At 67.3% G+C, this 18,417-nt stretch carries 18 protein-coding genes, 1 tRNA gene, 1 other RNA gene and 2 pseudogenes; 17 read left to right on the top strand and 5 right to left on the bottom strand.

Annotation, left to right across the window (positions count from 1 at the left end):
• Window positions 1-192: 192 nt before the first annotated feature.
• Together ACAM49_RS05050 and ACAM49_RS05045 are read left to right on the top strand one after the other, a co-directional pair.
• Complete coding sequence (locus ACAM49_RS05050) at window positions 193-447, top strand: hypothetical protein (RefSeq protein WP_369634267.1); 255 nt, start codon at window positions 193-195, stop codon at window positions 445-447.
• A gap of 114 nt (window positions 448-561) precedes the next feature.
• Window positions 562-2,037: an ArnT family glycosyltransferase gene (locus tag ACAM49_RS05045; RefSeq protein WP_369634266.1), complete on the top strand. Its 1,476-nt coding sequence runs from the start codon at window positions 562-564 to the stop codon at window positions 2,035-2,037.
• 3 nt (window positions 2,038-2,040) lie between these two features.
• Here ACAM49_RS05045 and hisN read toward each other — a convergent pair whose 3' ends face one another.
• Both hisN and ACAM49_RS05035 read right to left on the bottom strand, forming a co-directional pair.
• Complete coding sequence (gene hisN, locus ACAM49_RS05040; protein WP_369634265.1) at window positions 2,041-2,826, bottom strand: histidinol-phosphatase; 786 nt, start codon at window positions 2,824-2,826, stop codon at window positions 2,041-2,043.
• Window positions 2,827-2,943: 117 nt separating this feature from the next.
• The gene (locus ACAM49_RS05035; RefSeq protein ID WP_369634264.1) at window positions 2,944-3,540 is read right to left on the bottom strand and encodes an NADPH-dependent FMN reductase; all 597 of its coding nucleotides are present in this window, start codon (window positions 3,538-3,540) and stop codon (window positions 2,944-2,946) included.
• 144 nt (window positions 3,541-3,684) lie between these two features.
• On the opposite strand from ACAM49_RS05035, the gene ACAM49_RS05030 reads away from it, so the two are divergent.
• The 15 genes and pseudogenes from ACAM49_RS05030 (at window position 3,685) to ACAM49_RS04960 (ending at window position 16,986) form a co-directional block, all read left to right on the top strand.
• The gene (locus ACAM49_RS05030) at window positions 3,685-4,542 is read left to right on the top strand and encodes a helix-turn-helix transcriptional regulator (RefSeq protein ID WP_369634263.1); all 858 of its coding nucleotides are present in this window, start codon (window positions 3,685-3,687) and stop codon (window positions 4,540-4,542) included.
• Between the two features lie 65 nt (window positions 4,543-4,607).
• On the top strand, window positions 4,608-5,729 hold the full coding sequence (prfB, locus tag ACAM49_RS05025; RefSeq protein ID WP_369634262.1) for a peptide chain release factor 2: 1,122 nt from the start codon (window positions 4,608-4,610) through the stop codon (window positions 5,727-5,729).
• A gap of 3 nt (window positions 5,730-5,732) precedes the next feature.
• Window positions 5,733-6,593 carry a mechanosensitive ion channel family protein gene (locus ACAM49_RS05020; RefSeq protein WP_369634261.1) on the top strand — a complete coding sequence of 287 codons (861 nt, stop codon included), beginning with the start codon at window positions 5,733-5,735 and terminating at the stop codon, window positions 6,591-6,593.
• 22 nt (window positions 6,594-6,615) lie between these two features.
• On the top strand, window positions 6,616-6,783 hold the full coding sequence (locus ACAM49_RS05015) for a hypothetical protein (RefSeq protein WP_369634260.1): 168 nt from the start codon (window positions 6,616-6,618) through the stop codon (window positions 6,781-6,783).
• A 57-nt stretch (window positions 6,784-6,840) separates the two neighbouring features.
• Window positions 6,841-7,530: a cell division ATP-binding protein FtsE gene (gene ftsE, locus ACAM49_RS05010; RefSeq protein WP_040811510.1), complete on the top strand. Its 690-nt coding sequence runs from the start codon at window positions 6,841-6,843 to the stop codon at window positions 7,528-7,530.
• Entirely contained in the window at window positions 7,530-8,435 is a 906-nt protein-coding gene (ftsX, locus tag ACAM49_RS05005) for a permease-like cell division protein FtsX (RefSeq protein WP_369634259.1), read from the top strand. The genes ftsE and ftsX overlap by 1 nt, the downstream gene beginning before the upstream one ends.
• A gap of 97 nt (window positions 8,436-8,532) precedes the next feature.
• A pseudogene (gene recQ / locus ACAM49_RS05000) lies at window positions 8,533-10,368 on the top strand (DNA helicase RecQ); the annotation flags it as partial.
• 622 nt (window positions 10,369-10,990) lie between these two features.
• Complete coding sequence (locus ACAM49_RS04995; protein WP_369634258.1) at window positions 10,991-11,308, top strand: hypothetical protein; 318 nt, start codon at window positions 10,991-10,993, stop codon at window positions 11,306-11,308.
• 108 nt (window positions 11,309-11,416) lie between these two features.
• Window positions 11,417-11,489, top strand: a tRNA-Glu gene (locus tag ACAM49_RS04990).
• 380 nt (window positions 11,490-11,869) lie between these two features.
• The gene (locus ACAM49_RS04985) at window positions 11,870-12,529 is read left to right on the top strand and encodes a slipin family protein (protein WP_369634257.1); all 660 of its coding nucleotides are present in this window, start codon (window positions 11,870-11,872) and stop codon (window positions 12,527-12,529) included.
• A 32-nt stretch (window positions 12,530-12,561) separates the two neighbouring features.
• A complete protein-coding gene (gene smpB / locus ACAM49_RS04980) occupies window positions 12,562-13,038 on the top strand; it encodes an SsrA-binding protein SmpB (RefSeq protein ID WP_040811507.1) in 477 nt (158 codons plus the stop codon).
• Window positions 13,039-13,153: 115 nt separating this feature from the next.
• Window positions 13,154-13,526, top strand: a transfer-messenger RNA (tmRNA) gene (gene ssrA, locus ACAM49_RS04975).
• Window positions 13,527-13,709: 183 nt separating this feature from the next.
• On the top strand, window positions 13,710-14,186 hold the full coding sequence (locus ACAM49_RS04970; RefSeq protein WP_369634256.1) for a MarR family winged helix-turn-helix transcriptional regulator: 477 nt from the start codon (window positions 13,710-13,712) through the stop codon (window positions 14,184-14,186).
• Window positions 14,187-14,280: 94 nt separating this feature from the next.
• Complete coding sequence (locus ACAM49_RS04965; RefSeq protein ID WP_369634255.1) at window positions 14,281-15,705, top strand: MFS transporter; 1,425 nt, start codon at window positions 14,281-14,283, stop codon at window positions 15,703-15,705.
• A gap of 42 nt (window positions 15,706-15,747) precedes the next feature.
• On the top strand, window positions 15,748-16,986 hold the full coding sequence (locus ACAM49_RS04960) for an SGNH/GDSL hydrolase family protein (RefSeq protein WP_369634254.1): 1,239 nt from the start codon (window positions 15,748-15,750) through the stop codon (window positions 16,984-16,986).
• Between the two features lie 51 nt (window positions 16,987-17,037).
• Here ACAM49_RS04960 and ACAM49_RS04955 read toward each other — a convergent pair whose 3' ends face one another.
• The 3 genes and pseudogenes from ACAM49_RS04955 to ACAM49_RS04945 form a co-directional block, all read right to left on the bottom strand.
• Window positions 17,038-17,250: a DUF5302 domain-containing protein gene (locus ACAM49_RS04955; RefSeq protein WP_369634253.1), complete on the bottom strand. Its 213-nt coding sequence runs from the start codon at window positions 17,248-17,250 to the stop codon at window positions 17,038-17,040.
• 29 nt (window positions 17,251-17,279) lie between these two features.
• Window positions 17,280-17,807, bottom strand: coding sequence for a phenolic acid decarboxylase (locus ACAM49_RS04950; RefSeq protein WP_369634252.1), 528 nt, complete (start codon window positions 17,805-17,807; stop codon window positions 17,280-17,282).
• A 124-nt stretch (window positions 17,808-17,931) separates the two neighbouring features.
• A pseudogene (locus tag ACAM49_RS04945) lies at window positions 17,932-18,417 on the bottom strand (hypothetical protein); the annotation flags it as partial.

Below are 18,417 nucleotides of genomic sequence, written 5' to 3'. Positions count from 1 at the left end.
TTACTCCTGAGTAAGACTATCTTACTTCAGAGTAAGAAGTGGCGTCCAGGATTGTCGAATCGGCAGGTCAGCGCGGTGGTTCGAACTTACCGGCGGGTACTACCCGGATCTAGTGAAACAAACATGCTTCAGACGATGGCGAGCTGGGCTAGGGTGTCGGCGCATAACTCGCTCCTGATGGAGGTTCTACATATGAAGATCGCGCTCGGAACCGCGGGCCTGATTGCCGCAGGTCTCTTCCTCGCCGCCCCCGCCGGCGCCGAACCCGTCCAGCTGCAGCCGATCGACATCGGCATCACCGGCTCCGGCATCGGCACCGGCTCGGGCGCCGGCGGCTGCATCTCCGGCGTCGGCACCGAAATCGGCCTCGGTTCGGTCGGCGTGGGCTCCTCGGCCCCCGGCGGTCCGTTCCTCGACCTCGGCTCGGTCTGCGTCCCGCTGGGCTGAGTGACGGTATCGCGCCGCTGATCCGGCGGCGCGCCCGGCGGCGGGACCGCAGCCCGCGCCGGGTATCGCGCATCGACGCGGAACCGGTGGCCGGGCCGCTCGCCGGATGCGATCATGCGGGAGATGGGACAGCGGCCGGTCGACGCCTCGAATGGCGAGATCTACTGGGTAGCCGGGATTTTCGCGGCGGTGATGACGGCGCTCTCCGGCCGGTACGGCTACCACCGCGACGAACTCTATTTTCTGGCCGCGGGACGGCGATTGGATTGGGGATATCCCGATCAGCCACCGCTGGTGCCGCTACTGGCCCGCGCGATGTCGGCCATCGATTCGAATTCCGTGATGCTGCTGCGTGTTCCGGCGACCATTGCCGCGGCCATCGTGGTGATCTGCGCGGGATTCGCCGCCCGGGAACTCGGCGGCGGACGGGCCGCGCGGGTGATCGCCGCCGCGGCAACAGCTTCGGCTGCGGTGCTCGTCGGTGCCGAGCACACTCTCAGCACAGCGGGAATCGACCTCGCGGTGTGGTCGGTGCTGACGCTGCTCGTCCTGCGTTTGCTGCGACGGGATTCCGATCCGCGCGTCTGGCTCGTCATCGGCGTAGTAGCCGGAATCGGAGTTCAGAACAAGGTGCTGATCGTGCTTCCCCTCGCCGTGCTGGCATTCTCGCTGCTGGCCGTCGGACCGCGAGAAGTGTTCGCCACCAGATACTTTCCCATCGCCCTCGGCATAGCAGCGGCGATCAGCGCGCCCTACGTGATCTGGCAAGCCCGCAACGGCTGGCCGCAATGGGCGCTGAGCCGAGCCATCGCCGGCGGCTCCTCGGGCAGCTCGAACTCCCGAATCGAGTTCGTAGTCCTGCAATTCGGCCTGATCGGAGTGCTCCTCGTCCCGCTCTGGATCTTCGGCCTGTGGTGGCTGTGGCGCTCCCGCTACCGAGCCTTCGCCCTCACCTACGCTGTCCTCTTCCTCGCCTACCTGATCCTGACCGGCAAGGCCTACTACCTCGCCGAGATGTACCCCCTGCTGCTCGCCGCCGGTGCCGTCGGCATCGAATCAGGGCTCGTGGCCCACCGAATCCGCCGTGCCGCACTGACTTTCGCCATCGCCGCGAACGCGCTGTTCTCGGTGGCGCTCTTCCTGCCGCTGCTGCCGATGTCGGTCCTGCGTGACCCGTCACCGATCATGGCCATTGACAAGGAAGCCGGCGAGACCGTCGGCTGGCCGCAGTTCACCGCCCAGATCGCCGATGCCCGTGCGCAATCCGCCCCTGACACGGACATTCTCACCGGCAACTACGGCGAGGCGGCCGCCCTCGAGCACTTCGGCGCGCGATACGACCTGCCGACCCCGCACAGCGTCCACAACGCCTACTGGTGGTGGGGCCCGCCCGCCGACTCCCACGCGGCGATCATTCTCGGCATCTCCGACGACCGCGTGTCCCGCTTCTGCGTCGATCCGAAACCGCTGGGCCGCATCGACAACGGTCTCGGCATCCACAATGACGAGCAGGGCGGCGCGATCATTCTCTGCCGCACGCCCCGCCGCCCCTGGTCCGAGATGTGGCCCGCCATGCGCCACCTCGGCTGAGCCTCAGGCCTGCAGGGCCGCCAGCACCTGGTCCTGGAGGTGACCGTTGGTGGCCACCGCGCTGCCGCCGTGCGGGCCGGGCCGGCCGTCGAGGGCGGTGAAGGTGCCGCCCGCCTCGCGAATGAGGATGTCGAGGGCGGCCATGTCCCACAGGGAGAGTTCGGGTTCGGTGCAGATGTCGACCGCGCCCTCGGCGAGCAGGGCGTAGCCGAAGAAGTCGCCGTAGCCGCGCACCCGCCAGACCTCGTCGGTCAACGCGATGAGCTTGGCGCGGCGGCCGATCGCGCGCCAGCCGGAGAGGCTGGAGATGGCGAGGCTGGAGGCGCCCAGTTCGGCCACGGCCGAGACCGAGATGGCCTTGGGCTCGCCCTGTTCGAAGCTGCTGAACGCGCCCGAACCGGCGGCCGCCCACCAGCGCCGCGACAGCGCGGGCGCGCTCACCACGCCCACGACCGGGACGCCGTCCTCGAGCAGGGAGATGAGCGAGGCCCACACCGGGACGCCGCGCACGAAGTTCTTGGTGCCGTCGATCGGGTCGATGACCCATTGGCGGCCGGTGAATTCGGCGTCGCCGCCGAACTCCTCGCCGAGCACGAGATCGCCGGGCCGCTCGGCGCCGAGGATCTCGCGCACCTTCCGCTCGACGGCGAGATCGGCATCGGAGACCGGCGTCAGATCGGGCTTGGAATCGATCTTCAGGTCGAGCGCACCGAACCGCTCACGAGTAATGGCGTCGGCCGCGTCGGCCAGCTGCAGCGCGAGTTCCAAGTCAGCGGAGTATCGGGTCACGAACCAGCAGGTTAGTCCAGTCCAGTTAACGGTGGGTGTCCTCAGTCGCCAACTTCGAGTGGCACACCGGTGAGGGGATTCGTCCGGATTCGCCGCACCGATGTGCCACTCGATGAATCAGGCGGGCACGGCCTCGGTGCGGGCGGCGGTGAGTGCGTTTGCCCACCAGTCGAGTTCGTCGAGGAGCCGGGTGGCGGCGGCCTCGAACTCGGCCGGGTCGATGAGGGCGCCGGACTGATCGAACAGCAGGAAGTAGCGCGGGAAGGACACGTAGTCCTTGACCGTGTGGGCATTGAGCTCATTGAAGACCGCGCGCAGGCCCTCGATGGCGAGCAGGCCGCCGGACTTGCCGCTGTAGCCGACGAAACCGATGCTCTTGCGGTTCCACTGGGTGTAATGCCAGTCGATGACCGTCTTCAGCGACGACGGGAAGCTGCGGTTGATATCGGGCGTCACGACGATGAACGCGTCGGCGGCCGTGAGCCGCTGCGCCAATTCCTCGCCATTGCCGGGGCGCACCGGGTTCGGTTCCATGAGCGGGGAGACCGCGGGCAGGGCGTGCGGCAGGTCGTAGTCGGCCAGATCGATGAGATCGACCTCGAACCTGCCGTGCCGCCGCGCCTGCTCGGCGATCCAGTTCGCCACCACCGGTCCGAAACGTCCCTCCCGGACGCTGCCGATGATCACCGCGAGCCGCAGGGGAGTGCTGGTCATTTGGGGTCTCCTTCGAGATTCGCCGCGACCGGTCGGTCGCTCGAGATCAACTCTGCGATCCGGCGAAAGCCCTAGGGAGACCACGCTGAGGGTGGTAGTGGCAGGGACACCCTACGGAGCGCCCGCGTTGCTAGCGTCGAATTCGTGAGTGAGAACGAGCTCGGACTGTTCCTGCGCCTGCGCCGGGAGGCGGTCACGCCCGCCGAGGTGGGCCTGCCGACCGGACCGCGCCGCCGCACCCCCGGCCTGCGCCGCTCCGAATTGGCCACGCTCGCGGGTGTTTCCGTGGAATACCTGACCCGGCTCGAGCAGGGACGCGACCGGCATCCGTCCGCGCCGGTGCTGATCGCGCTGGCCGACGCCCTGCGGCTGACCCCCGCGCAGCGCGTGCACCTGCTCGGTTTCGCCAAGGCGGGCGATCCGAACTTCAACTGCCGCGGCGGTTCCGGACCCAACCGGAGCATCCGCCCGGCCGTGCAGGCCATGCTCGACCAGCTCGAACCCGCGCCCGCCGCGCTCATGAACCGGCTCAGCGAGATCCTCGCCGTCACCGACGGCTACCGCGCCCTGTTCGGCCCGATCGGCCTGCTCGACCACGGCCTCCCCGGCAGCTATGCCCGCTATGTCCTGTCCGACCCGCGTGCCCGCACCGCCTACCCCGACTGGGAACACAAGGCCGACAAGGTCGTCGCCACCCTGAAACAGGGCCCCGGCCGCAATGACCCCCACGTCAACGCCCTGTTCGAGGAGCTTTCCGCCACGGTCGGACCCGAATTCACCCGCCGCCTCGAATCCATCCCGGGCCTCCCCGACACCAATGGCGTCGGCCGCCTCACCCACCCCGAGGCCGGCACGCTGCGCCTGGCCTACGAAACCCTCAATCTCTCGGCCGACGACGACCAGTTCCTCATGGTCTACCTCCCCGCCGACGATGCCACCGCGCAGGCCCTCGACCGCCTGGTCGGACGTCGCCCGGGCGGTCTGCGCGCCGTCGCGGGCTGAGGGCGGGCGCGGCTCGGCCGCCGACGTTTCGGGGACGCGGAGGCGGGAGGGTAGATTTGAACATCGTGCATCCTGACGTTTCTGCTGACCTTGCCGAACTCGACACGACTCTCAAGACCATCGAGTCCGTGCTCGACATCGACGAGCTGGCTCGCCGTATCGATGAGCTGGAGCAGCAGGCGGCCGATCCCGAGCTGTGGAACAACCAGGAGCACGCCCAGAGCGTGACCAGCGAGTTGTCGCATGCCCAGGCCGAATTGCGCCGCGTCAAGGAGCTGCGGCAGCGGCTCGAGGATCTGCCCGTCCTCTACGAGCTGGCCGAGGCCGAGGAGGGCGCCGACCAGGCCGCCGCCATCGCCGACGCCGATGCCGAGCGCGCCAGCCTGCACGCCGATGTCGAGGCGATGGAAGTCCGCACCCTGCTCTCGGGCGAGTACGACAAGCGTGAGGCGCTGGTCAACATCCGCTCCGGCGCGGGTGGCGTGGACGCCGCCGACTGGGCGCAGATGCTGATGCGGATGTACGTGCGCTGGGCCGAGAGCCACAAGTACCCGGTCGAAATCTACGACACCTCCTACGCCGAGGAGGCGGGCATCAAGTCCGCGACCTTCACGGTGAAGGTGCCCTACGCCTACGGCACGCTGTCGGTCGAAATGGGTACGCACCGACTGGTCCGTATCAGCCCGTTCGACAACCAGGGCCGCCGCCAGACCTCCTTCGCCGAGGTCGAGGTGCTGCCCGTGGTCGAGACCACCGACCACATCGAGATTCCGGACGGTGAGGTCCGCGTCGACGTGTACCGCTCCTCGGGACCCGGCGGCCAGTCGGTCAACACCACCGACTCCGCGGTCCGCCTGACCCACATCCCGACCGGTATCGTCGTCACCTGCCAGAACGAGAAATCGCAGCTGCAGAACAAGATTTCGGCCATGCGCGTGCTGCAGGCCAAGCTGCTGGAACGCAAGCGACAGGAAGAGCGCGCCCAGATGGACGCGCTCAAGACCAACGAGGGCGCGTCCTGGGGCAACCAGATGCGCTCCTACGTCCTGCACCCGTACCAGATGGTCAAGGATCTGCGCACCGGTTACGAGGTCAACAACCCCTCCGCCGTCCTCGACGGTGATATCGACGCGTTCATCGAATCCGGGATCCGCTGGCGCATGCGGGAGCAGACCACCCAGGGGTAAAGCATGCATTCGATTCTCGCCGCGGGCACCGGAGCCGATTTCGGGAACTGGCTACGATCCAGCGGTCTCGAGATCGTGCTGCTGGTCGTCGGGGCCATGTTGTTCAGCCGCGGCGCGACCTTCGTGCGCGACCGCATCACCCGCAAGATCGACTCCGGCTTCCGCAGCAGTGATTCGCTGGTCCGATCCGAGGCCGCCAAGCACCGACATGCGTTGGCGCAGGTCATAACCTGGGTCGTACTGTCGATCGTCTACTTCCTGGTTTCGCTGGAAGTCTTGCGGCGCTTGGGTTTCGAGCTCGGAGGTCTGGTGGCCCCGGCCGCAGTGCTAGGCGCCGCACTGGGTTTCGGCGCTCAGCGCATTGTGCAGGACCTGCTCGCGGGATTCTTCCTGATCACCGAAAGGCAGTACGGCTTCGGCGATGTGGTGCGCATCGCCGTCACTGGAAACTCCACGGAGGCCGAGGGTACGGTCGAGGACGTCACGTTGCGCATCACGACTCTGCGTAGCGCCGACGGTGAAGTGATAATCGTCCCGAACGGTCAGATCGTGAAAGTGACCAATCTGTCGAAGGATTGGGCGCGCGCCGCAATCGACGTGCCCGTTCCCGCTACCGCCGACATCAACAAGGTCAACGAGATCCTGCACGACGTGGGCGCCAAGGCCTTCGCCGATCGCAAGCTGAAGGCCCTGCTGCTGGACGAGCCCAGCGTGATGGGTGTCGAAGATCTCACCGTCAACCAGATGAACATCAAGATGGTGGCAAGGACGCTGCCGGGCAAACAGTTCGAAGTCGGGCGAGAGCTGCGCGTGCGGGTGGCCGCGGCGCTCCGCCGGGAGGGTCTCAGTGACGGAGCTAGTTAAGAGAGCACGTAGGTCCACGACGTTGAGAACACGCAAGTCCACGGCGATCCTGATGGCCGTGTGGGTGGGAACGTTCGTCCTGTACGTCTTCGTCAAGCCCGCAGAACACGAGCCCAGGACCACCCCGCCGATCGTGAACACCATGCTCAGCAACTATCTGCCAAACACTTCCGAGCACCCGCAGCGGTGAGGTGACCTCCGCGCGGTGTAGTCAGCCCCGGCCGCGCGCTGGCTACACTGGCTCCCCGTGATAACCCTGCGCAACGTCACCAAGTCGTATCAGACCTCGACGCGGCCGGCGCTGGACAATGTCTCCGTCGATATCGGAAAAGGCGAGTTCGTCTTCGTTATCGGGCCCTCGGGCTCCGGAAAGTCCACGTTCATGTCGCTGCTGCTCAAGGATGAGAAGCCGACCACCGGTGAGGTGTGGGTCGCCGACTTCCGGGTCGACAAGCTGCCCGGGCGCAAGGTTCCACATCTGCGTCAGCGCATCGGCTGCGTCTTCCAGGACTTCCGGCTGTTGCAGCAGAAGACCGTCGAGCAGAACGTGGCGTTCGCGCTCGAGGTGATCGGCAAATCTCGAGCATTCATCAATCGCTCGGTGCCGGAGGCGCTCGACATGGTCGGGCTCGCGGGCAAGGCCGACCGGCTGCCCGGCGAACTCTCCGGCGGTGAACAGCAGCGGGTGGCGCTCGCACGCGCCTTCGTGAACCGGCCGCTGGTATTGCTGGCCGACGAACCGACCGGCAACCTCGACCCGGAGACCAGCGCGGACATCATGACTTTGCTCGAACGCATCAATCGCACCGGAACCACGGTGGTCATGGCCACCCACGACAACACCATCGTCGACGCCATGCGCCGGCGCGTGGTCGAACTGGATCGCGGGCGCATCGTGCGCGACGACGAGATGGGTGTCTACGGGGTGGGCCGGTAATGCGCGCGGGATTCCTATTCAGCGAGGTCTTCACCGGCCTCCGTCGCAATGTCACCATGACCATCGCCATGATCCTGACCACCGCGGTGTCGCTGACCATGCTGGGCGGCGGACTGCTGGCGGTGCGGATGGCGGACAAGATTCAGGACTACTACGTCCAGCGCGTGGAGATCCGGCTGTACCTGGACGATCAGGTCTCCAAGACGGATCCCGACTGCACCGGGCAGGTCTGCGCATCGTTGATGAGCGATCTGAAGAAGCACTCGGATGTGAAGAGTGTGCAGTTCGTCAACAGCGCGGACGCGGTGAAGGAGGTCCGGGACACCACCTTCAAGGATCAGCCCGGGCTCGCCGACGAGGTCAGCAAGGACGGACTGCCCGCCTCGTTCCGGGTGAAGCTCGACGATGTCACCGAATACCGGTCCATCTACGACGATTTCGCCAAACGGCCGGGCGTCATGACGGTGCTCAATGACATGGACATCGTGGACCGGCTGGTCAGCTTCTTCGTCGGATTGCGCAATGCCGCATTCGGTTTGGCGGCGCTGCAGGCGCTGGCGGCACTGCTGTTGATCGCCAACATGGTTCAGGTAGCCGCACTCGCCCGCAAAACCGAGGTCGGCATCATGCGACTGGTCGGCGCGACCCGCTGGTACACCCAGCTCCCGTTCCTGCTCGAAGCGGTGCTCGCCGCGCTCGTGGGATCGCTGCTGGCCGTAGGCGGTTTGTTCATCGCGCAGCCGCTGGTCATCAACCGCGCCCTGGGCTCGCTCTTCAACGACCAGGTGCTGCCCCGCATCACCGGCGACGACATCGCCGCGGTTGCGATGATCGTCACACCGGTCGGTATCGGATTTGCCGCGCTGACGGCATATGCCGCACTTCGGTATTACGTCCGCGAGTAGGGGTGCGAAGTTCGGCTTATACGCGCCAACGGGGTTCAGGCTGTCGGATCGTGTCCGTAGGATTGCCGTCGTGAGCGCGCCGGAGGTCGAGACCGCAATTGTCGGGAACCTGGATGATGCCGGAAATGATCCGGCGCACCAGGTTCTTCGAAAGACCTTCGGGTACGACAGTTTTCGCGGGCCGCAGCGGGAGATCGTCGACCAGGTGATCTCCGGCGGCGACGCGCTGGTGCTGATGCCCACCGGTGGCGGCAAGTCGCTGTGCTATCAGATTCCGGCGCTGGTGCGGCCGGGCGTGGGCGTGGTGATCTCACCGCTCATCGCTTTGATGCAGGACCAGGTCGACGCGCTCAATGCCGTCGGTGTGCGGGCCGGATTCCTGAACTCGACCCAGTTCCCGGACGAACGGCGCACGGTCGAGGCGCAATTCGTGGCGGGGGAGCTGGATGTGCTCTACCTCGCGCCCGAACGCCTGCGGCTGGAGTCCACGGCCTCGCTGCTGGATCGGGGCAAGATCTCGGTCTTCGCCATCGACGAGGCGCACTGTGTGTCGCAGTGGGGCCACGACTTCCGGCCCGACTATCTGGGCCTGTCGGTGCTGCACGAGCGCTGGCCGGATGTGCCGCGCATCGCGCTGACCGCGACGGCGACCGAGGCGACCCGCAAGGAGATCGCCGAGCGGCTGGATCTCACCCGGGCCAAGCACTTCGTGGCCAGCTTCGACCGGCCGAACATCCAGTACCGGATCGAGGCCAAGAATCGGCCGGAGCACCAGCTGCTCTCGTTCATCCAGAACGAGCACGCCGGTGACGCGGGCATCGTGTACTGCCTGTCGCGCAACTCGGTCGAGAAGACCGCGGCGTTCCTGACCGCCAATGGCGTGGAGGCCGTGCCCTATCACGCGGGGCTGGACAACCGGACCCGCGCGACGAATCAGGCGCGGTTCCTGCGTGAGGACGGCCTGGTCGTGGTCGCCACCATCGCCTTCGGCATGGGCATCGACAAACCGGACGTGCGCTTCGTCGCGCACCTGGACCTGCCCAAATCCGTGGAGGGCTACTACCAGGAGACCGGCCGCGCCGGTCGCGACGGTCAGCCGTCCACCGCCTGGATGGTCTACGGCCTCAGTGACGTTGTGCAGCAACGCAAGATGATCGACTCCTCCGACGGCGACGCCATGCACCGCCGTCAGCTGCAACTGCACCTGGACGCCATGCTCGCGCTCTGCGAGACCGTCCAGTGCCGCCGCGTCCAGCTGCTCGCCTACTTCGGCCAGCAGGGCGAACGCTGCGGCAACTGCGACACCTGCCTCAATGCCCCCGAGGCGTGGGACGGCACCGTCCCCGCCCAGAAGGTGCTCTCCACGATCCTGCGCCTGAAACGCGAACGCGGCCAGAGCTTCGGCGCCGGCCACATCGTCGACATCCTCATCGGCAAGCGCAACCCCAAGGTCGAACAGCACGCCCACCACGAACTCAAGGTCTTCGGCATCGGCACCGAACTCCGCGACATCGAATGGCGCGGCGTGATCCGCCAACTCCTCGCCCAGGGCCTGCTCGCGGTCCACGGCGACTACGGCGTCCTGACCCTGACCGAGGCCAGCAACCAGGTCCTCTTCGAAAAGCGCGAGGTCATGCTCCGCCGCGAGCCCGAACGCGCCAAGGCCGCCCGAACCCCCAAGCCCGCCAAGGCCTCCCGCCTCGCCGCCGCCGACCTCAGCAAGTCCGACACCGACCTCTTCGAAAAACTCCGAGCCTGGCGCGCCACCACCGCCAAGGAACAGGGCGTCCCCGCCTACGTAGTCTTCCACGACGCCACCCTCCGAGAAATCGCCACCCGCAAACCCACCACCCTCGCCGACCTGGCAGGCATCTCCGGCATCGGCGAAAACAAGCGCGCCAAGTACGGCGAGGGCGTCCTGGAAGTCGTCGCCGGTTCGAGTGGCTCGGCAGGTGCAGCCTCCGACGACTCGTCGAAGAACGGCGCGGAGGGGACAGATACTGACGGACTGTCCGGGGCGTTGCGCGAAACACTGAGCTCCCCAACGGCTTCGGCGGTCTCGCCGGCTGCTCGGGGTGGTCGGTCCGGCTCGTCGGCGGGTGGTTCGCGCTTCGCGGATGGAGCCGCTGCTCGTCAGACCCCCGACTCGGGCAACCGCGGCGCCGCACAGCCGTCCCGGAGCGTCGGTCGTGTGTCCGGCGCTCGATCCACGACGTCCGAATCGCCGCGTACGTCCCGTTTTGACCGGTCCTCCGCCGGTGGTTCCGCCTCGGCTTCCGCTGCGCCGTCGAACTTCGGTGGATCGTCGAACTTCGCTGCGGCCGATGAGATCCCGTGGCCCGACGAGGCCCCACCTGACTTCGACGAGCTGCCGCCGGACTACCAATAGTCGGCCGCTGCGGCGCAACGCGTGGTAGGCGCTACTCGCTCGGCCCGCCGGCGGCTGCGCGGGAGCGGCGGTGCTCATTGACCGCGATCACCTGCCGCTCGCGGCTGGGAGGTCGCATGGGCATCGCAGAGCTGTGTCACGCGCTTACCGAAGGGACTTGTGCCGCATGAGTATCGATATGCAGAAGGTCGCCGCTGAGATTCGCGGGCGCTTGGGGGAAGCCGGGTTTCCCGAGGAGGGGGCCGCGAACCGGTCGGTGCTGGCGCTCGCCGAGGAGGCTGGCGAGTTCGTGGGTGCGTATCGGCGGTGGTCCGGACAGGCCCGGCGGACGGGAACATTCGAGGAGATGCGCGCGGAGCTGGCCGATGTGGTCATCGTCGCGTGGCTGGCCGCCGGTGAGCTCGGCATCGATCTCGATGCGGCGGTCGCCGACAAGCTGGCCGTCATGTCCGAGCGCGGCTGGCGCGATCCGGTGGCGGAGTGATCGTGCGCGGTGAGCTCGCGCACGGCCCTCAGCAGCGGATTTGGTTGCTGGGCGGCGGCAGGATAAGCTTTCGGAGCTGCCGCGGTCGAAGATCGCAGCAAGCGGCCTGGTCCCGTCGTCTAGCGGCCTAGGACGCCGCCCTCTCAAGGCGGTAGCGCGGGTTCAAATCCCGTCGGGACTACTGTGAAAGGCCCTTCAGTGAAAACTGAAGGGCCTTTTCGCTTTTCAGCGCAGCGGCTGCGCGCGGAAAATCATTGGCGCGCATCGGGATGCGCTCGCTACCGTTGATCTCGGCCGTAACCAAGGGGCGCACCGGAATCTCCGGACCGCGTACCTCGCGTCGGGTGCGGCCTTTCCCTGGTGACGCAGATTCACATCTGCTGAGGTTCGACTCCTTGACGTGATGCGCCCTGCCCGGTCCTGGGCGGTGTCACGGCTCTGCGAGCTCTCCGTTCAGTGGCATTTCGATGGCAATGGACGGGGGAGGCTCCCGCCGTGCGCCGTGGCCGGGCAGGGCGTATCCGGTCGTGCCCGAAAACCAAGTGCCGGAAGGAGATTGGCATGTTCAACAAGTCCACCTACACCACTGTCATGGACTGGCAGCGCACACTGCTGTTCCGTGACGGCGTTCTCCAGCAGGTGCTGGAACCGGGCCGCCACCGCTACGACGCCGAGCGCTGCACGCTGGTCACCGTCGACATGCGCCCGCGCGTGCTGCAGGTCGGCGGCCAGGAGCTGCTGACCAGCGACGGCCTCTCGCTGCGGGTGAGCTTCGCTTCCGACTGGGTCGTCACCGATCCGGTCGCGTTCACCACCGGCGCGCAGTACGCCGAGACCGTCCTCTACGGCGCGGTCCAGGAGGTCGCCCGCGATCTGGTGGCCGCGCACACCCTCGACGAGCTGATCGCCGACCGCGGTCTGCTCGGCACCGGCAAGCAGGCGGTCGCCGCGCAGGTCGAGCACCTCGGCATCCGGGTCGACACCGTGCGCGCCAAGGACCTCATGCTCCCGGGCGAACTCCGCAAGGCCGCCCTGGAAACGGTCCTGGCCCGCGAGCGCGGTCGCGCCGAGCTCGAGCGCGCCCGCGCCGAGGCAGCCGCCCTGCGCTCGCTGGCCAACACCGCCAAGCTGCTGACCGACAACCCGGCCCTGCTGCGCCTGCGCACCCTGCAGGTCGCCGCGACCCCGGGCACCAAGCTGGTGCTCAATGCCCCGGAATAAATGACTGGCCGGGGCAATTACAGTTGACCGTTATGAAGGAGAAGGGCCGCAAGGTCATCGCCAGCAACAAGAAGGCACGGCACAACTACTCCATCCTGGAGACGTTCGAGGCCGGGGTCGCGCTGGTCGGTACCGAGGTGAAGAGCCTGCGTGAGGGCAAGGCGTCGCTGGTCGACGCCTACGCCTCCATCGACGACGGCGAGGTGTGGCTGCGTGGCCTGCACGTCCCGGAGTACGGGCACGGCACCTGGACCAACCACGCGCCGCGCCGCACCCGCAAGTTGCTGCTGCATCGCCGCGAGATCGACAAGCTGCTGGGCAAGACCAAGGAGTCGAGCCTGACGCTGGTCCCGTTGTCGATGTACTTCTCCGACGGCAAGGTCAAGGTCGAGCTGGCCCTCGCCAAGGGCAAGCAGGACTACGACAAGCGCCAGGACCTGGCCCGGCGCGATGCCGAACGCGAGGTCACCCGCGAGCTCGGCCGTCGCATCAAGGGGATGCGCGGCTGAGCCCGCGACCCCCGCGCTGACGGCGCGTTAATGGAATGAACCACGGTTTGTTCGGTGTTAGGATAGGTAGCCCGGTGAGAGCCGGGAAGTTCATCTGGATTCAGTGGACACAGACGGGGCTGAACGGTTTCGACTGCGTACGTTGATTCAGGGGAAGCGTGTCGGTGCAGGCAGGAGACCACCGTATAAGCGTCGCTGTAACCCTATAAGCGCCGATTCTCATCAGCGCGACTACGCTCTCGCTGCCTAAGCAACGAAGCGTGTCTGTCAGCCCGGGTTCGCCCTCGACCCGGTCCCTGGCATCAGCTAGAGGGCTCTACCGTCCGACGCGGTCGCGGCGTCGGACGGGACATCCAACAGCGACTGGGATCGTCATCTCGGCTTGTTCGCGTGACCGAGAGATCCGAGTAGAGGCATAGCGAACTGCACACGGAGAAGCCCTGGAAATGCGGCGGAGGACCCGGGTTCGATTCCCGGCAGCTCCACTGGAAGGCCCCCGACCTGTACAGGTCGGGGGCCTTTTTCATGCGGGGTCCGGGTCAGATTGATGCTGCGCTGAGCTGGGCTACCTCGGCGGGGTGAGGGTCAGGTCGGCGGTGTCGATGAGTGCCATATCGCCAACCTAGCTGGCGCGGAATGAAGATAATCTGCAACGAAACTATGATGGGCGCATGACCGCACTGGCGCCCAAGCGTGATGAGCCTGATCTGTCGTTTCTGCTGGATCACACCAGTCATGTGTTGCGGAGTCGGATGGCGGTGGCGTTGGGGGAGATCGGGCTGACGGCTCGGATGCATTGTGTGCTGGTGCATGCGCTGGAGGAGGAGCGGACCCAGGTGCAGTTGGCGGCCATCGGGGATATGGACAAGACCACGATGGTGGTGACCGTGGATGCGCTGGAGAAGGCGGGGCTGGCGGAGCGGCGGGCGTCGAGTACGGATCGGCGGGCTCGGATCATCGCGGTGACGCCGGAGGGGGAGAAGATGGCCAAGCGGAGTCAGGAGATTGTGGATCGGGTGCATCGGGAGGCGTTGGAGGCGTTGCCGGAGCGGGATCGGGCGAATCTGTTGCGGGCGTTGAACTCGCTGGTCGAGGGGCATCTCGCGGAGCCGGTCGAGGCGTCGGCGGCGCGGCGGGCGCGGCAGTAGCGGGCTTCGACGCGGGAATCATCCGCTTAAATATTGTCTGCAACGGAACTATCTAGTACGGTCCATCTTGTCGTTCATGACAGGAGAAGACCACATGACCACGTCCAAGCGCCTTGCCCTAGCGGTACTTTCGGCGGCGACCTTGATGACCATCCTCGACGGCAGCATCGTGACCGTCGCCATGCCCGCGATCCAGGCGGATCTGGGATTCACGCCCGCCGGACTGAGCTGGACGGTGAACGCGTATCTGATCGCGTTCGGCGGACTGCTGCTGCTGGCCGGACGGCTCGGTGACCTGAACGGCCGAAAGGCCATGTTCCTCGCCGGGAATGCGGTGTTCACCGCGGCCTCGCTGTTCGCGGGGGCGGCGACCACGCCGGGGCTGCTGGTGGCGGCCCGGTTCCTGCAGGGGGTGGGCAGTGCCCTCGCGTCGTCGGTGGTGCTGGGCATCCTGGTGACCCTGTTCACCGAGAATCGTGAACGGGCCAGGGCCATCGGGGTTTTCAGCTTCACCGGCGCCGCGGGCGCGTCGATCGGCCAGGTGCTGGGCGGGGTGCTGACCGATGCGCTGAACTGGCACTGGATCTTCCTGATCAATGTGCCGATCGGGGTGGCGACCGTCGTCCTCGGCTGGAAGGCCCTGCCCGCCGATCGCGGAATCGGATTGGCGGCGGGCGCGGACGCGCTCGGCGCGCTGCTGGTGACCGGCGGGCTGATGCTCGGCATCTACACCGTGGTGAAAGTCGAAGAGTACGGCTGGATCTCGGCGCACACGCTGGGCCTGGGCGCGTTGTCGATCGTCCTGCTCGGCGCCTTCGTCCTCCGCCAGCGGACCGCTCGCACACCCCTGCTGGCACTGCGAATCTTCCGCTCCCGCAATGTCTCCGGGGCCAATCTGGCGCAGATGCTGACCCTGTCGGCCATGTTCGCCTTCCAGATCATCGTCGCGCTCTACATGCAGAAGGTGCTCGGCTACAGCGCCCTGGCCACCGGTCTGGCCATGCTGCCCGCGGCCGTCGCGATCGGCGGAGTGTCGCTGTTCGGATCGGCTCGGCTGATCACCCGCTTCGGTGAACGGGCCGTGCTGATCGCCGGATTGGCGCTGCTGCTGGCCGGAATGGGCTGGCTGACCCGACTGCCCGTCCATGCCACCTACGTCGTCGACCTGCTCCCGATGATGGTCCTGATCGCCGGCGGCGGCCTGGTCCTGCCCGCGCTGACGACCCTCGGCATGTCCGATGCCAAGCCCGAGGACGCCGGACTGGCCTCCGGATTGTTCAACACCACCCAGCAGGTCGGCATGGCCATCGGCGTCGCCGTGCTGTCCACCCTCGCCGCCTCGCGCACCGGCAGCCGACTTGCTTCGGGCGCAACCGAGGCCGCGGCCCTGACCGGCGGCTACCGCTTGGCCTTCACCGTCGCGGCCGGGCTACTGGCCGCCGCGCTGGTAGTCAGCCTGACCGTGCTGCGCCGTCCCGCGACCGTTGTCCCGACGGAGCTCGCGGCATCCGCTGCCTGACCTGAACCACCGCCGAATCCCACTCTGCCGAACGGACTTCACGTGCGTATTCTCCGAGCCCTGATAGCGGGACTGTTCCTGCTGGCCGCCGCCGCATCCGCGCAAGCGGCACCCCCGGAACCGCCGGGCTGGCACGCCGTATGGGCGACCTCCGCGCAATTGCCCAGTAAGGCAATGGATTCCAATTGGTCCCTGGACGGCTTCTCGAACCACACACTGCGACAGGTGATCCGGGTCAGCCAGGGCGGCGTAGCCATCCGGGTCCGCCTGACGAATCGCTACGGCACCCAGCCCTTGTCGATCGCCGGAGCCACCATCGCGGTGACCGATACCGGAGCAAGCATCCGCCCGAACACCCTGCGCCCCTTGACCTCCGGTCTCGCCTCCGCATTCGATATCCCTGCCGGCGCCGATCTCGTCACCGACCCGGTGCCGCTGTCCGTCGCACCGTTCCAGTCGCTGACCATCACCTTGTATCTGGCGCAGGCGACCGGCCCCGCCACCCACCACGCGCAGGCCTTCGCGACCACCTACCGGGCCCCCGGCGATCACCGCGCGGACGACTCCGGCCTGGCCTTCACCGAGACCACCCAGGCCTGGTACTACCTCTCGGGTGTCGAGGTCCTCGATGTGCTCCCGCACGCCTCCGGCGTGGTCGCCTTCGGTGACTCCATCACCGAAGGCGTCGGCTCCACGCCCGATGCCAACCACCGCTATCCCGACGCACTGGCCGAAAGGTTTGCCGCCGAAGGGAATCCGCGCGCGGTCATCGACCAGGGCATAGGCGGCAACCGCGTCACCGTCGACTCCACCTGGCTGGGCGACAGCGCCCAGCACCGCTTCCGCACCGACGTCCTCGACCAGCCCGGCATCGGCACGGTGATCATCCTCGCCGGCATCAACGACATCGGCCTCAGCGCCCCCGGCCCCGGCGCTGCCGACGCCGTGGTCCCGGTCTCCACCGACGACCTGATCGCAGCCCACCTCGACCTCATCCACCGGGCCCACGCCAAGGGCCTCCGCGTAATCGGCGCGACCCTGACCCCCTTCGGCGGTTCCCCCTACGATTCCCCTTCCGCCGAGTCCGCCCGCCTCGCCTTCAACGACTGGCTCCGCACCACCGCCCCCTACGACGCCCTGGCCGATTTCGACGCCACCCTCCGAGACCCCACCAACCCCCACCGTCTGGCCGCCACCTACGACAGCGGTGACCACATCCACCCCAACGACATCGGCTACGCCACCATGGCCGCAGCCCTTCGCCCCGCAGATTTCGCGTAACCCGTACGGAAGGCCCGGTCCGTAGGGACCGGGCCTTCGGGATTCGGGTGGTTAGCCGCCCGCGCGGCGGCGGAAGGTGCGTTTGCCGCCTGCCTGGGCGTGGGCGCCGTGGACCTTGCCGGAGTTGTGCCCGGACGCGCCCGCTGTGGCGTGGCCGTTCTTTCGTTCGAGGGCTTCCCGGAATTTGCGCTTGGTCGCGTCCGCCGGGGACTCGGTGGCGTCGCCCTCGTGCTGCTCGCCTGAAACTGCTTGTTCATCGGCCATGGAGTCAGCCTAGGTGAGGATGCGGGGTGTCAGTTGGTCCGGTTGGCGTAGTCGAGGGGGAGTTTGGCGGGGGGACAGTTGATTACGGTGTCGTCGTCGGGGGAGCGGGACTCGAGGAAGGTGATGCGGCCGGTGGAGGCCACGAGGGCCTGGGGGTAGGTGGGGCCCGCGTCGCGTTCGGCGGTGATCTCGGGGAGGTTGTCCTCGTAGCGGCCGAGGGTGCTCTCGGGGAAGTCGAGCATCCACTGCGGGTAGCAGATGGTGGTGTGGATTCGGCGTTCGCCCAGCCAGGCGATGAGGACGGTGACCGTGCCGGTCGGCTCGACCCAGGCGATCTTGTACATGTCGCCGCTGAGCTGGATCATCTTTGCCGGTTGGGCCGTGGACCAGCGGCCGAACATGGGCCCCTGGAGGCAGCGGAAGGCCACGGTGTGGGAATTGCGTACGTAGAGTTCGTATTTCCAGCCGTTGTCGTAGGCGTAGATGAGGTGGCGGCCCACAATGCCGGACAGGTCGCCCGCCATCGCGGGGGCGGAAGCGGCATCTTCGGCGCTCATCGCAAACTCCTCTCGGCCGACCTGCGTCAAACCCGGGCGTTCCGATCAGCGTATCCGCTGATCACCCTTTCATCGGAAAATGACGCAGGTCGGCCGGTCGAGGAGGCCGGGAGAGCGGGCCGATTCAGCTCGGCTGGGCCGCGGGCATCGCGTTGACCAACCCCTCCGCGGCGCCGACGGCCGCACCCACACCCGCGCCGAGCGCGGCGAAAGGCGCTGCGACCATGGCATAGCCGAGGGCCGCTCCGACGACCGGGACGATGACCAGGCCGATAGGCGCGAACGGGAGCCCGGCGACCAGGCCCGCGACCACGCCGATCACCGCACCCGTACTCGCGATCGGGCTGGCGGCCGTCGCGCCGACCGCCGCCCCGATGGTCGCGTCGCCGAGGATGGTCTTGGCGACATGCGTCGCGCGGAGGGTGTCGACCCCGGCGGCCTGAAGCGATTGGGCGAGAGCCGATTCCGTGCCCGCCGCGGCCGCGTTGATCTGCTGGGTCTGCTCGATGGTGAGGAAGAACGGCTGCTCGAACTGCACGGTCCCGATGCGGATCGACGAATCCGGGATGTCGGTGGCGGGCTGGGTCGCGGCCGGTGGGTCCTCGGCCAG

Origin of the sequence: Nocardia sp. JMUB6875, assembly GCF_041154655.1 — a bacterium.
In the GTDB taxonomy this organism is placed as follows: Bacteria; Actinomycetota; Actinomycetes; order Mycobacteriales; family Mycobacteriaceae; genus Nocardia.
Note: the sequence above shows the minus strand (reverse complement) of the source record. Positions and strands in the feature narration are given on the sequence as shown.